Below are 14,779 nucleotides of genomic sequence, written 5' to 3'. Positions count from 1 at the left end.
ATGACCATCTCGCGCCGTGCGATCGCCCTGTCGGGCATGGGCGCAGCGCTGCTCGCCGGCACATCCCGCGTTTGCGCCCAAGCCCGTACCGGCACTCTCACCATCCTGGTGGCGCAGCCTGCCGGCGGCGTGACGGATGTGTTCGCGCGGGCTGTTGCGCCGGCGCTGGGTCAGGGGCTGGGGCGTGTCGCGGTGGTGGAAAACGTCACCGGGGCGAGCGGCTCCATTGCCGCCAACCGCCTGCTGGCCGCCGTGCCCGACGGCAGCACGCTCTTCGTGGGATCGCCCTCCGAGACCGTGCTCGCACCGCTCACCCTGCGCGCTGTCAGGTACAAGGCCTCGGATTTCCGGCTCCTGGGCTTGATCAACGATTCGCCACTGGCGCTGTACGCGCGCCGCGACTTGCCTGCAAACAACCTTGACGAACTCATCGCACTGGCGCGCAAAGGCGTCGAGCGGCCCCTGAGCTATGGCAGCACGGGTCAAGGCTCGTTGTTCCACCTCGTAACGGAGACGTTGCTGTCCGCCACGGGCATCCAGGCGACGCACGTGCCTTACCGCGGCGGCATGCCCATGCTGACCGACCTTCAGGGCGGCGTCATCGACTTCGCGGTGATGCCCGTGGACGCGCTTCTGGGCAGCATGGTCGCCGGCGGCAGGTTGAAGGTGTTGGGCGTCTCGTCCGCGCGGCGGCTCGCGCGGTTCCCCGCCGCTCCAACCTTCGACGAAAGCCGAGCCGCGCCTGCCATCGGTCGCCCAAGCATCTGGGTCGGCCTGCTGGTGCCTGCCGCGATGAGCGAGAGCGACAGCGTGCAACTGCACAAGATCGTCACGCAGGCGCTCGGCAATGCGGATGTGCGCAAGACCATCGATGCCGCCGGGGGGGCTGTCCCGCCTCCGATGTCACGGCTCGACGCCGCGCGTTTCTATGCCGCGGACATCTTGAAGCTGCAGGCGCTCGCAAAGGCTGCGCAGGTCGAGCCGATGTAATCGGCGTCGAGCCGGTTTCAGCCAGCCAGGTGATTGCCTCGGGATCGATTGAATCATCAAAGTAATACGTATTACAATAATTCTAGCCCTTGTCTTGCGGCTGCTCCTCATGCGTGGGCAGCTCGCGCATCTGGAGAGATTTCCTGTCATGAATATCAGCTACCGAAGTGTCTGGAACCGTTCCATCGGCGCGTGGGTTGCCGTGTCGGAAGTCGTCCGTGGTCGCGGCAAGCGCGGGCGCGGTGCGGCGGCGCGTGCACTGGCCGTTGCGGCGCTGGCGTTGACAGGCGCGGGCAGCCATGCCCAGACCATCGTGGATCAAGGCCCTCTGGTGGTCAGCTCCGACGCCCAGCTTGGCGCCGATTCCGTCGTCGTGGACAACACGCTCAACCGCAATGCCACGCTGAGGATCAATTCCGGCGTCAGCATCGGCAACGAAATCATCCTCAACAACGGGGGCACGCTGAACAACGCCGGCACCATCTCGCGAACCGCCGTCGACGATACGGCGGTCCGCTCCGATGTGGGCGGCGCCACGGTGAACAACGCCGCCACTGGACGGATCTTCGGCGAGTATGTTGGCGTGGGCCTGGAGGACGGCGGCACGGTGAACAATACCGGCGGCACCATCAGCGCCGCGGCGGCGGATGGGGACGACAAGGGTGTGTACATCCAGGGCAAGCCGGGTGCCGTCACCAACCAAGCCGGCGGCAGCATTATGGGTGTCGCGGTCGGCGTCAAGATGGAAGCCGGCGGCACGGTAAACAACATCGGCGCCGGCAGCGTCATCAGCGTTGGCGGTACAGGCGTGACCATCAGCGGCGGCAATGGCACAGTGACCAACAGCGGCACGATCGCGGCCAGCGGCGTTGATGGCCAAGGAGTGGTCATCGGCGGCGGAACTGCGCAGGTCACCAACTCCGGCACCATCCAGGCGCTTGGCAGCGGCGGACGGGCCATCTACCTTTATGCGGACCCAGGCGACACCCTCACGGTGAACAACCAGGCGGGGGGGAAGATCATCGGCGCGGGAACCGGTGTGCAGCTCAATGGCAATGGCACGGTGACCAACAGCGGCCAGATCAGCACAACTGCCGCGGATGGAATGGGCGTGTACTTCGGCACCGCCGCAGGAGCGGTCGTCAACACGCAGGGCGGAACGATCACGGGCGGGGCCGCCGGCGTGCAGTTTGACTTCGGTGGTGACGTGACCAACACCGGCGGCACCATCCGCGCGACCACGGACGGGAAGAACCTCGATGGCGGCCACGGCGTGGCGATCGTCGGCGGCCTGGGCACCGTCATCAACCAAGGCGGCGGCACCATCGCGGGCAAGCTCTACGGAGTGAGCCTTGCCGACGGCGGCACGATCACCAACATCGCCAGCACGATCAGCGCCGATGGGATGGACCCGCTTGCCGCTGGCGTGGGCATCAGTGGCGCGCCGGGCACGGTCACCAACACCGGCGCGGGCAGCCTCATCAAGGGCCCCGCGGCAGGCGTGCGCCTGATCGATGGGGGCACGGTGATCAATGGTGCCGGCGCCACCATCCAGGGCAAGTCGGCGGTGGAAGTCATTGCCGGGAACGCAACACTCAGCAACGCTGGCGCCCTGGTGGGCAATGTGGTGCTGCGCGGCGCCAGCACCAACAAGGTCACGCTGTTCACTGGTTCCAGCATCACGGGCAACCTGGGTATCGGCACCAACGCCGCGTCCATGCTCACGCTGGACGGCCTGGGCGATCAGCTTTATTCAAACGCCGTGACCGGCACCACCACGCTCGGCTCGGGCAGCGTGGTCAAGGTCGGCAGCGGCACCTGGACCATGGACAAGGCTATGACGCGCAGCGGCGCCACGCAGGTCGCCGCCGGAACGCTGGTTGTCGCCAACAACACGGCGCTGGGCACGGGCAGCGTCACCGTGGACAACACGGGCAAGGCCGCTGCCACGCTGCAGGTCGACGCTGGCTTCAGCATCACCAACCAGGTCGTCGTCAACAACGGGGGCACGCTGAACAATTCGGGCACTGTCACGCGCACGGGTGCGAACCAGATCGCCGTCGAGACGAAGGTCGGAGGGGGCACCATCAACAATACCGGTGGCCGTCTTGCGGCCACAGGCACCAACACCATGGGTGTCAAGGTCACCAACGGCGTTGGCACGGTGACCAACCAGAAAGGCGGCACGATCGCAGGCGGGGAGGCCGGTATCTGGCTGACCGGCGGTGGCTCGGTACGCAATACCGGGGCCGGCAGCGCCATCAGCTCGGGCGCCAGCGCAAGCCTTGGCTACGGCGTGTACGCGACATCTGCCACAGCCTCCGTGACTGTCACCAATGAGGCCGGCGCCAGCATCGCCGGCAAGGCATCGGGCGTCTACCTCGGCGCTGGGGGCAGCGTGATCAATGACGGCCTCGCGAGCAAGATCAGCGCTGACGCGAACGGCAGCGTTGGGGTGTCGATCGGCGCATTAAGCGGCACGGCATTGGGCATCGTCAACAACCTGAACGGCGCGACCATTCAGGGCGCCAATGGCGGCGTCGTCCTGTACAACGGCGGTGAAGTATTCAACGATGTCGCTTCAGTGATCAAGGCCAATACGGCGGTGATCGTCATGTCCGGAGGCACCAGGCTCACCAACAAGGGCCAGTTGATCGGCGGCGTGAATCTGAATTTCCAGAACCCACCCCAAGCGCACCAGGTCACGCTGTTCACTGGCTCCAGCATCACCGGAAGCCTGGGCATAGGCAGCAACGCCGCGTCCACGCTCACCCTGGACGGTACAGGCCAGCAGCGCTACGCCAATGCCGTCGGCGGCACCACCAGCTTCAGCGCCGGCACCCTCGTCAAGCAGGGTCTGGGCACCTGGACGCTGGACCAGGCCATGACGCGCAGCGGCGCCACGCAGGTCGCCGCAGGCACGCTGGCGGTCGCCCACGGTTCGGGTCTGGGCAGCGGCACCGTAACCGTGGACAACACAGGCCGTCTCGGCGCCACCCTGGCGGTCGACTCGGGTGTCAGCATCGGTAACGCGGTCATCGTCAACAACACGGGTACGCTGAACAACACGGGCACCATTTCGCAAACGGCTACGGGCCAGAAGGCAGTGATTTCAGATACAGGCGGCGCCACGGTGAACAACGCGGCCACCGGACGGATCGAGGGGGACACACGTGGCGTGGATCTGGTTGATGGGGGCACGGTGACGAACGCAGGCGGCACGATCCACGCCAACGCCGCAGGTAGCTATGGCGTTGCGACGGGGGGGGTAGCCGCCACGGTCAGCAACACATTGGGCGGCACGATCTCGGGCGTACAAGCCGGCGTGGCGGTGTGGGGCAGCAGCGGCAACACGGTAGACAACAACGGGGCCACTATCACAGCCTCCATCGGCCATGCCGTGTATGTCCAAAACAGCGGGGCAACGGTCACCAACAGGGGGGGCGGAAAAATCACCGGCGAGGCAGCCGGCGTGTTATTTGTCGCGGGCGGCACGCTGATCAACGACGCCGATTCGACGATCGAGGGGACAGCAGGCGCGGCGGTGCTTTCGAACCTCGGAGGCGCCGTCACGCTACGCAATGCAGGCAAGGTGATTGGAGACGTGAACCTGGCCTCCTCTGGGGCCAATGAAGCCCACGAGATCACGTTGTACACGGGCTCCAGCATCATGGGCCGATTGCAGGCGGCTACCCAGGCTTCCACGCTGACGCTGGACGGTGCGGGTGATCAGCTCTACTCCAAGGCCGTCACCGGCACCACCACCTTCGCCGGCACCCTCGTCAAGAAGGGCCTTGGCAACTGGACGCTGGACCAGACCCAGAACGGCCTGACCACCGGCAACGCCCGCATCGATGCAGGCACTTTGAACGTTGCGACCAAACTGAACAGCACCCGTGTCGACGTCCTCAGCGGCGCGACGCTGACCGGCAGCGGTACTCTGGCCGGCGCGGTGAACATCGCCGACGGCGGCCATCTGGCCTTGCTCAGCGGCAGCACCCTGTCGGCAGCCTCGCTGGTGCTTGGTGCGAACAGCAACCTCGACGTGGCCCTGGGCGCGCCGTCGGACACCCGCTTGCTCAACCTCACCGGCAACCTGACGCTGGACGGCAAGCTGAACGTCACCGACGCGGGCGGGTTCGGGCGTGGTGCCTACCGACTGATCGACTACGGCGGCAGCCTGACCAACAACGGCCTGGACCTGGGCGACCTGCCCCTGGGCTACAAGGCTGGCGACATGACGGTGCAGACCAGTGTCGCCAAACAGGTCAACCTGGTGGTGGGCGCCAGCTCCGGAACCCTGCGGTTCTGGAATGGCAATGTGCTGCAGGCCGATGGCACCGTCCATGGTGGCGGCGGCACCTGGAACGCCGGCAGCACCAACTGGACCACGACCGACGGCAGCGCGAGCCAGGCCTGGGCTCACGACTTCGGCATCTTCTCGGGCAGTGGGGGCACCGTCACGGTGAACGGCACTCAAGGCTTCAGCGGCCTGCAGTTCTCCGTCGACGGCTACGCGTTGGTGAATGGCACCAATGGCAAGCTGACGGCGGTCAACGACAGCGATGGCTACGCGCAGATCCGCGTCGATGCGGGCGCGACTGCCCGCATCGCGATTGCCATCGACGGCGGCGGCAAGTTGGACAAGCGCGACCGAGGCACCCTGGTGCTCAGCGGGGCCAACAGCTACACCGGCGGCACCGCCGTGCATGGCGGAACACTGGCAACAGCCAGCAACACGGCGCTTGGCACCGGCACCGTCACGGTGGACAACAGCGGCAACTTCGACGCCAGGTTGGAGGTCAACGCGGGCGTGCGCATTGGCAACCAAGTCATCGTGAACAACCTGGGCGCGCTGGACAACTCAGGCACCATCCTGAGAACTGCCGCAGGCCAGAAGGCGGTGGTTTCGGCAACTGGCGGCGCCACGGTCAACAACGCGGCCACCGGACGGATCGAGGGCGACACGCGTGGCGTGGACCTGGTCAATGGAGGCACGGTGACGAACGCAGGTGGCACGATCCACGCCAACGCCACCATCAACGGCACTGCCGTCGCGACGGGTGGCGTGACAGCCACGGTCAACAACACACTCGGCGGCGTTATCTCGGGCCAGGAAACTGGCGTGGCGATGTATGGCAGCGGCGGCAACACGGTAGTCAACACCGGGGCCACGATCCGCGCCGACAAGGCCGACTATTCGGGGGTGTATGTCATTGGCGGCGCAGCCAACATCACCAATACCGAAGGCGGCCTCATCGCAGGGGACGGAAATGGCTTGTTCCTGCAGGCCGATACCGCAACGGTGGTAAATGGCGCGGCCTCGACCATCCAAGGAAAATATGCATCGCTGTATGCGTCCAAGGGCGACGTCACTTTCAGCAACGCGGGCAAGATGATCGGCAATGTCGCGCTGTCGGATGCCGGCACCCACAAGGTCACGCTGGTCAGCGGCTCCGTCATCGAGGGCACCTTGGAGATGGGCACCAACGCAGCCTCCACGCTGACACTGGACGGCACGGGCGTTCAGCTCTACTCGCGGGCGGTCACCGGCGACACCACCTTCGCCGGCACCCTCATCAAGCAGGGCAGCGGCACCTGGACGCTGGACCAGGCCAGTGCGCGTTCAGGCGGTACGTCTCTCAAGGCCGGTCGCCTGAATCTCGGCCACAGCATGGCCCTGGGCACGGGCACGCTGTCCATGGACGACGGCACCACCCTCGGCTTTGCTACCGATGGCTTGACCATCGCCAACGCCATCCACATGACCGGCAGCAACGATCCGGTGATCGACACCGGTGCCTTCAGCGAAACCCTCGCCGGCGTGATCTCGGGCGGCGGCTTTCTCACCAAGCAGGGCACGGGTACCCTGATCCTTGCTGGCGCGAATGTCTACACCGGCGCCACGAACGTGGCCGCAGGCACCTTGAGGGCAGGCGCCGCGAACACATTCGCCTCGAGCAGCGCCCACAGCGTGGCCGCCGGCGCCACCTTCGATACGGCCGGCTTCGACCAGACCGTTGCCGCTCTCGCCAATGCCGGCACCGTCAACCTGCGCAGCGCTGGCGGTGCCGTGGGCAGCACGCTCACCGTCACCGGCCCCTACGTGGGCAACAACGGCGTGCTGCAGATCGCCACAGCGCTGGGCGACAGCACCAGCACCAGCGACCGGCTCCTGCTGAGCGGTGCCAGCGCCGTCGCCAGTGGCAGCACGCAGGTGCAAGTGACGAACGTCGCCGGCCTGGGCGCGCTCACCAAGGGCAACGGCATCCCGGTGGTCGTGACCGAGAAGGGCGCGCGCATCGAGCCCAACGCGTTCAGCTTGCCTGGCGGCCACGTCGATGCCGGCGCCTTCGAATACCGCATGACCACCAACGCCAGCGGCGCCTGGCTGAACTCGAACGTCCCCCCCGTGGACCCGATGAACCCTGCAGACCCAGTGAACCCTGTGAACTCCGGGGGCGCAGGCACGCCAGGACCATCTGCGCCCCTGTACCGTGCCGAAGTCCCGCTGATCGCCGCGCTGCCCGAGCAACTGCGTGAAGCCAACCTCGCGATGCTGGCCAACCGCAGTCAACGCGTGGGCGACAGCGTGGGCGCCGATGCGCCTGCAGGCTCCCGCCAGGCCTGGGGCCGCGTCCTCAGCGTGCAGCGCGACATCGCCCAGGGCGGCGCCGTCAGCCCGCACAGCCGCGGGCGCCTCACCGGCTTCCAGGCCGGCACCGACCTCTTCGTCGGCGGCAGCGCCGATGCGCAATGGCAGGTCGGCGTCTCCGTCGGCCAGCTCGACGGCGACATGAGCGCCAGCGGTTTCGCACGCGGCATCGCGAACCTGCAGGTCGGGCGCAACAACCTGAGGAACCAGTACCTGGGCGCCTACGGCAGCTACCAGGGCAGGAGCGGCCTGTACGCCGAAGCCGTGCTGCAGGCCGCACGCCATCGCTATGGCGTGGAGGCGATCACGAGCAGCAGCGCCAACGGCAAGGGGTCGAGCCTGCTCGCCTCGCTGGAAGTCGGGCAGTCCTTCGAGCTTGCGCCGGGTTGGCGCATCGAGCCGCAGCTACAGCTCATTCGCCAATCGCTCGACCTGGACGATCTCGCCCTGGGTGGCCTCACCACCGTGGGCCAGAACACGAAGAGCGGCTGGAGCCTGCGCATGGGCATCCGGGTGCAAGGCGAACTGGCCACCGCCATCGGCACGCTGAAGCCCTATGGCCGGCTGAATGTCTACAAGAGCCCGAACGGCACGGACAGCGCCAGCTACCGCACGCCGGCTGCGCTCACCGTGATCGGCACGCCCACCGGCGGCACGCGCACGGAAGTGGCCATGGGCGCCACGCTGGCGCTCAGCGAGCGCACCAGCCTGTATGGCGAAGTCGGGCAACTGAACGCCAGCGGCGGCAACACGCGCACCGAGGGGGGCGTGAACGCGAGCGTGGGCTTGAAGATGCGCTGGTAAGGGCCCGGACATGGAACTGCACGGAGTCTTTGCTCGATGACCGCCGTACGGGGCCTGCCATCCCCGAGGCCGCGGCCGCGCGTCCATCCGACCGTGCGCCTGGACTATGGCCTGCGCGTGGTGGGACACGGGTTCTTCGGTGCCGTGGCGCTCTCGGTATTGCAACTGCGGCCGATGCCTGTCGGCATCTTGGTGCTGATGTGCGGCACTGCCTTGCTGTGGCCGCACCTGGCCTACCTGGCGGCGAGCCGCGCCCGCGACAGCAAGGCCGCCGAGCGGCGGAACCTGCTGATCGACAGCTTCCTCATGGGCGCATTCACGCTGCTGACCGGCCTCGACCTATGGATCTGCGTGGTGTCCTTCACGGCCATCAACGCTGCCAACCTGAGCATCGGCGGGCTGCGCCTGGGCTTGGCCGGCGCCGGGTGCTTCGTGCTCGGGATTCTGGCCGTGGGGCTCAATGCCGGTTTCGACGTGTTGCCGGTCCCGCTGCTGGCACACGTGATGACGGCGCTCGCGGTCACCACCTACACGGCCGCGTTTGGCCTGGCGTCGCATTTCCGGACGCGCCAGGCCATTGGCGCGAAGCGGGAGGTGCATGCGCGCAACCAGGTCATCGAGCAACAGAAGGCGGATCTCGAGCAGGCCGGCGTGATTGCCGAGCAGGCCCGCGAACAGGCGGAGACCGCCAACCTGGCTAAGAGCACCTTTCTGGCGAACATGAGCCACGAACTGCGCACGCCGCTCAATGCGGTGATCGGCTACACCGAGATGCTGGAAGAGGACCTGGCGGAGCGCGACGAACTCGACACCGCGCTCGCCGACCTGGGCCGCATCAAGGGTGCTGCGCGGCACCTGCTGCAAATGATCAACGACGTGCTCGATCTGTCGAAAATCGAGGCCGACCGGATGGAGCTGCATGTCGAGTCCTTCGAGCTGGCCGAGCTGCTGGACCAGGTGCTCTCGACCACCCAGCCTCTGATGACCGTGAACCGCAACAGCTTGCAGGTGCGGTGCGCACACGGGTTGAGCCTGATGCAGTCCGATCTGACGAAGCTGCGGCAAGTGCTGATCAACCTGGTGTCGAACGCGGCCAAGTTCACCAGCAACGGCCGCATCTCGATAGCCACCACCGGCGACGTCGATGCGAGTGGCCAGCCTGTCGTGGTTTTCGAGGTCAGCGACACCGGCATCGGCATGACTCCTTCGCAGTTGGGCCGACTCTTCCAGCCCTTCGTGCAAGCCGAATCCCGGACGACGCGGAAATACGGCGGAACGGGCCTCGGATTGGCCATCAGCCGCCGTCTGTGCCGCCTGATGGGCGGCGACGTGACCGCCGTCAGCACGCTCGGCGTGGGCAGCCGGTTTCGGGCGGTCGTGCTCGCGAAGTTGCCCCTCGCAGAAAACGCAGCCGAGGACTGACATGCCAAAGATCCTGCTGGTCGAGGACAACGAGTTGAACCGGGACATGCTGTCGCGGCGGCTGTCGCGGCGCGGCTACGACATGGTGATGGCCTTCGACGGCGCGGATGCACTGATCGCGGCCACGAGCGCTAGGCCGGCGCTGATCCTGATGGACATGAGCCTGCCGGTCATGGACGGCTGGGAGGCCACGCGCCGCCTGAAGGCCAACCCTGATCTGCGCGACATCCCGGTGATCGCACTCACCGCGCATGCCATGGACGGAGACCACCAGCGCGCGATGGACGCGGGCTGCGACGACTTCGACACCAAACCGATTGAACTCGAACGGTTGCTAGCGAAAATCGAGGGCCTGCTGTCATGACGGCGCCGCGGCGCCTGTACGGCGGGGTTCGGGTGAACTACCCGGTGCGTATCGGCGCCCATCTGGCCGCCGGCCTGCTGCTCGGCTCGGTCTTCACCACGCAGCCGCCGATCGCGCTGTGGTGGGCGGGCGTGGTCATGCTGACGTGGCCGCATCTGGCCTACTGGCTGAGCTGCCGCGCCGCCGATGGCAGGCGCAGCGAGATGCGCGCCTTGCTGGTCGATTCTTTCCTGATCGGAATCTACGGCGGACTCTCGGGCATCAACCCCTGGATCATCGTCGCGTTGGGGGGGGGCCATGCATGCATCGAACGTGGGTTCAGGCGGCGTGCGCCACGCCTTGCGGGGCCTGTTGGCCGTTGTGCTCGGTATCGTGACGGGCGCCGCCGCAACGGGCTTCGAGTTCCGTCCAGACACCTCCTTGCTGACCATCTCGCTGTCGGCCGTGGCCGCGGCGCTCTACCTCTCGCTCTTCGGGCATGCGATTCACGCCGAGTCGCTGCGCACCGCCCGCACGCGTGCGGCATTGCAGGAGCGCAATCGCCAGATCGAAGCCCAGGCCCTGCACCTCGAACAAGCGCGACAGGAGGCAGAGTCGGCCAACAAGGCCAAGAGCGCCTTCCTGGCGAACATGAGCCATGAGCTGCGAACGCCGCTCAACGCCGTGATCGGCTACGCGGAGCTGCTCGAAGAAGAACTGACCAACAGCGTGCCCGCCGCAGCCCACGCGGACCTGAGACGCATCAAGCATGCGGCGAAGGAGTTGCTGTCGATGATCAATGCCGTGCTGGACCTGACCCGGCTGGACGCCGACAAGATTCAGCTGCACCTTGAGGACTGCGACCTGCACGGCCTGCTGACGTCCGTGGAGGCCGCCGTGCGGCCGCTGCTGATCGCCAACGGCAACCTCATGCGGACAGACGTGCAGCAGGGCCTGGTCCTGGTCGATGTGGACGCTCTTCGCCTGCGGCAAGTGCTGATTGCGCTGGTGTCCAACGCGGCCAAGTTCACGACCCAAGGTCGCGTGCAACTGCGCGCGTCCACACGCGAGCGGCAAGCCGGCGCACTGGAGGTGCGCTTCGATATCGAGGACACCGGCATCGGCCTGAGCCCCGTGGAGATCGGCAAGCTGTTCCAGCCCTTCCTGCAGGCCGACGAGGGCAGCACGCGGGCTTTTGGCGGCAGCGGCCTGGGCCTGGCGATCAGCCGCCGCCTGTGCCGCCTGATGGGCGGAGACATCGAGGTGACCAGCACGCCCGGCGCGGGCTCGTGCTTCACCGTCTGGCTGCCCCAGCCGCCGTCGTCGGACGCGCCATCGAAGAGCCGGGCATGACAGAGCAGCGCATCTCCCCCCTCGGACTTGCCAGCGCGCTCGATCGCATCACGTGCGGAGCCGAGCTCGCCAACCTGCCGGCGTTGCTGGCCATGGTTGCCGCCATGTGCAGTCGCGAGTTGATCGACGAGCAGACATGCCACGACCTTCGGCTCATTGCCGAGGAGGCCTGCGTCAACGTCATGCACCACGCCTACCCCGTGGGCCAGGTCGGCCCGTTGACGCTGGAGCTGCGGATCGTGCATCAACGCGGCCCACGCCGCATCGTGTTGACGCTGGAAGACCAGGGCAAGCCCTTCGATCCGCTGACGGTCGCGCCTGTGGACGCCACCGCGGTGCTGCAGGCACGTGCGCCGGGCGGCCTGGGCGTTCACCTGATCCGTGAACTCTCCGACCGCCAGCACTACCAATGCCGCCCGCGCCGAGGCAACGTCCTCACCATCGAGAAATACCTGGTGCCGCTCGCATCCTACTGACCCCTGGAGAAAGCTCGTGCAGATCAACATCACACAACACGATACGGTGGCCGTGCTGGCCATCACCGGCAGCGTGGACAGCCTCAACGCCGATGCGCTGACCCAGCGCTTTGCGGCGTCGATCTCCGGGGGTGACGTGCGCCTGGTGGCCGACTTTTCGCTGGTGAACTACACCAGCAGCGCCGGCCTGAGGTCCTTGCTCGGCACCGTCAAGAGCTGCCGTCTCGCCGGCGGCGACCTGCGCATAGCCGCCGTGCAGCCTCAGGTCAGGCGGGTGCTCGAGATCGCCGGCTTCACCAGCATCCTCAAGATATTTCCCGACGTGCGCCACGCGGTGGAGAGTTTCACGGAGGCCGCATGAAACGCGCGCCGGTTCAGGGGCCTGCGGTCACGCTGGTGATCGGCTCGGGCAGCGTCAAGTGCGCGGCCTCCATCGGCGTGGTCAAGGCGCTGACCGACGCGGGCATCGGCATCGATCGCGTGGTCGGGTGCAGCGGCGGCGCCTTGTTCGCGGCCGGCGTTGCGCTCGGCTTCGACGCCGCCAGGATGACCGACGTCACCTTGCGCACCTGGACCCGCAAGATGACCTCCAGGCGCAACCATATGGGCTTCCTGCGCCTGCTGGCACCCAGGCTCTTCGGGTTTCGGGCGGACAACTTCGGCTTGCGCGACGATGGCTCGATGCTCGCGGCCTTTCGCCATGTCTTCGGGCAGCGGCGCATCGAGGACACACCGATTCCGCTGCACATCACGGCCACCGACTTCATGAATGGCGAACTGGTCGACATCACTCGCGGCGACATGGTCGATGCGATTCGCGCCAGCGTCTCGCTGCCGCTGGCGTTTGCGCCCGTGAAGCTGGGCGGCCGGCTGCTGGTCGACGGCTACATGTCCGACCCGCTGCCGGTCAGCGTGGCAATGAAGAACGGCAGCCGCGTGATCGTCGCAGTGGGCTTCGAGAGCCCATACCAGGACAATATCCGCAGCGCGAGCCGCTTTGCGGCCCAGCTCAGCGCGATCCTCGCGAACAACCTGCTCCAGTCACGCCTGGCTTTCCAGAGCGCGGCGCACCACTCCGAGATGATCCTGATCCTGCCGCAATTCAAGCAGCGCGTGCGCCTGTTCGACACCGACAAGGTGCCCTACATCATCGAAGAGGGCGAGCAGGCCGCCTTGCAGCAACTGCCGTACCTTCACGCGTTGCTCGATGCAGATCGCCGCGAACGCGTTGAGTCCGTCGCGGCCTGAGTCGATGCCGATGCCAACGCAGCCGCCAGAGCGCCCGATGCACATCCTGGTGGTCGACGACCTCGAGATCAATCGCGACCTGCTGGTGCGGCGCATTCGACGTCTGGGCCATGAAGCCGGCGTCGCCGTGAATGGCCGCGATGCGCTCGACAAGTTGCACCAGCAGGACTGGGACCTGGTGCTGCTGGACATCACCATGCCCGAGATGGATGGCTACGAAACCCTGCGATGCATCCGCGCCGACCCCCAGTTGGCACAACTGCCCGTGGTGATGGTCTCGGCCATTGACGAAAGCGAAAGCGTGGTGCGTTGTCTCGAGCTGGGGGCAGACGACTACCTGCCCAAGCCCTTCAACCCCGTGGTACTGCATGCGCGCATCGAATCGTCGCTGGCCAAGAAGCGCCTGCAGGATCACAAAAGCCAGTTGCTGCAGGCGCTGTCCCGCGAATTGCAGATCGGCCAGAAGATCCAGCAAGGCTTTTTGCCTGCGCAGCTGCCGAGTCTGCCTGGATGGTCGGTGCCATCGCGGCGAAACCGTTTCCATGGCGGCGTGAGCGGCGCCTCGCCGAAGCTGGTGGCCTACCTGGTCAACGCCGATGGCATTCGGCATGCGGCCTGGGTGGCCTGCATCTGGGGTACTGACGGAGAGGAAATCATCGGCGAAGCAGGCTGGTTCGTCGTGGACCTCGAACGCGGCAGCGCCGAGCTGGCCCTGAGCGTGCTGGATGGCTGGCAGGGCTGCGGCGTGGCAGGCCGGCTGATGTCCACCCTCATGACAGGTGCCCGCGACGCAGGCTTGCGCCACCTCTACGGCGATGTGCTCGACGCCAACCTGCGCATGCTGGCCTTCATGCGAAAGCATGGGCTGGAACCCGGTTTCGACGAGCCCCCCGACCGAGGTGTGGAGCGCGTCAGCTGCCGGCTTTGACCTACCTGCGTGCCCACCTTGGCCTCGAAGAAGCAGCTCTCACGAAGCTTGAGTCGTGCAAGCAGCACAAGCGATTCCTGATCGTGAAGCTGCCGTTGCGACCGCCGCTGACCGAGTTCATGTACAGGGAGTACAGGAAGGACCACGTATCGATGTTGAGAAGATCCTCGCCGAGTATCGGGCGCAGGAGCCAAGACTCAGCGTCCGAGGCTTGGACTTTTCCTCGGGGAAGGCGTTCGGACCACTTGTCGTAGAAGCAGTTATCGCTGTGCACGATGCTCTTTCCCAGCTCTTCCCACGCTCTGGCGTGCCGCATCGCGTTTAGGAGAGGGCTCTGAGTGATCGCCCCCTCCTGTGCTCCGACGAGTTCACGCTGGCTGTAGCGAATGGCGCGTGCTGTCCAGACTTCGTCGATTGTTGGGGCACTGTTGATGGAATGCATGGGTGACCTTTTTAAGGGGTGGTGCAGCCGGAGCACCAAGGGGATGGAGAAGATGAAAGGCACGAGCAGCGGCTTGTGCCATCCCATCTGTCATCGCGTTATTTTTTGTGCGCAAGCG

9 protein-coding genes and 1 pseudogene are annotated in these 14,779 nt (G+C 66.3%); all 10 read left to right on the top strand.

Annotation, left to right across the window (positions count from 1 at the left end; all coding sequences use genetic code 11):
• The 10 genes and pseudogenes from H7F35_RS31515 to H7F35_RS31475 all read left to right on the top strand — a co-directional run bounded on the left by H7F35_RS31515 (position 1) and on the right by H7F35_RS31475 (position 14,219).
• Positions 1 to 990: a tripartite tricarboxylate transporter substrate binding protein gene (locus H7F35_RS31515; protein ID WP_187110418.1), complete on the top strand. Its 990-nt coding sequence runs from the start codon at positions 1 to 3 to the stop codon at positions 988 to 990.
• 148 nt (positions 991 to 1,138) lie between these two features.
• Positions 1,139 to 8,449 carry an autotransporter outer membrane beta-barrel domain-containing protein gene (locus H7F35_RS31510; RefSeq protein ID WP_187110417.1) on the top strand — a complete coding sequence of 2,437 codons (7,311 nt, stop codon included), beginning with the start codon at positions 1,139 to 1,141 and terminating at the stop codon, positions 8,447 to 8,449.
• Between the two features lie 36 nt (positions 8,450 to 8,485).
• Positions 8,486 to 9,871, top strand: a complete 1,386-nt coding sequence (locus H7F35_RS31505) for an ATP-binding protein (protein WP_187110416.1) — start codon at positions 8,486 to 8,488, stop codon at positions 9,869 to 9,871.
• A gap of 1 nt (position 9,872) precedes the next feature.
• Complete coding sequence (locus H7F35_RS31500) at positions 9,873 to 10,235, top strand: response regulator (protein ID WP_187110415.1); 363 nt, start codon at positions 9,873 to 9,875, stop codon at positions 10,233 to 10,235.
• Positions 10,232 to 10,447, top strand: a pseudogene (locus H7F35_RS35195) (MASE2 domain-containing protein); the annotation flags it as partial. The gene H7F35_RS31500 and the pseudogene H7F35_RS35195, both read left to right, overlap by 4 nt.
• 85 nt (positions 10,448 to 10,532) lie before the next feature.
• On the top strand, positions 10,533 to 11,567 hold the full coding sequence (locus tag H7F35_RS31495; protein WP_261803434.1) for a sensor histidine kinase: 1,035 nt from the start codon (positions 10,533 to 10,535) through the stop codon (positions 11,565 to 11,567).
• A complete protein-coding gene (locus H7F35_RS31490) occupies positions 11,564 to 12,043 on the top strand; it encodes an ATP-binding protein (protein ID WP_187110413.1) in 480 nt (159 codons plus the stop codon). The genes H7F35_RS31495 and H7F35_RS31490 overlap by 4 nt, the downstream gene beginning before the upstream one ends.
• Positions 12,044 to 12,059: 16 nt before the next feature.
• Positions 12,060 to 12,404 (top strand): STAS domain-containing protein, encoded by a 345-nt coding sequence (locus H7F35_RS31485; RefSeq protein WP_187110412.1) that lies wholly within the window; start codon positions 12,060 to 12,062, stop codon positions 12,402 to 12,404.
• A complete protein-coding gene (locus H7F35_RS31480) occupies positions 12,401 to 13,291 on the top strand; it encodes a patatin-like phospholipase family protein (RefSeq protein ID WP_187110411.1) in 891 nt (296 codons plus the stop codon). The genes H7F35_RS31485 and H7F35_RS31480 overlap by 4 nt, the downstream gene beginning before the upstream one ends.
• A complete protein-coding gene (locus tag H7F35_RS31475) occupies positions 13,251 to 14,219 on the top strand; it encodes a GNAT family N-acetyltransferase (RefSeq protein ID WP_187110410.1) in 969 nt (322 codons plus the stop codon). The genes H7F35_RS31480 and H7F35_RS31475 overlap by 41 nt, the downstream gene beginning before the upstream one ends.
• Positions 14,220 to 14,779: the final 560 nt, after the last annotated feature.

It is taken from the genome of Variovorax sp. PAMC26660 (assembly GCF_014302995.1).
Classification (GTDB): Bacteria; Pseudomonadota; Gammaproteobacteria; order Burkholderiales; family Burkholderiaceae_C; genus Variovorax.
The sequence above is the reverse complement of the archived record's forward strand: the minus strand, read 5'-3'. Positions and strand labels throughout refer to the sequence as shown.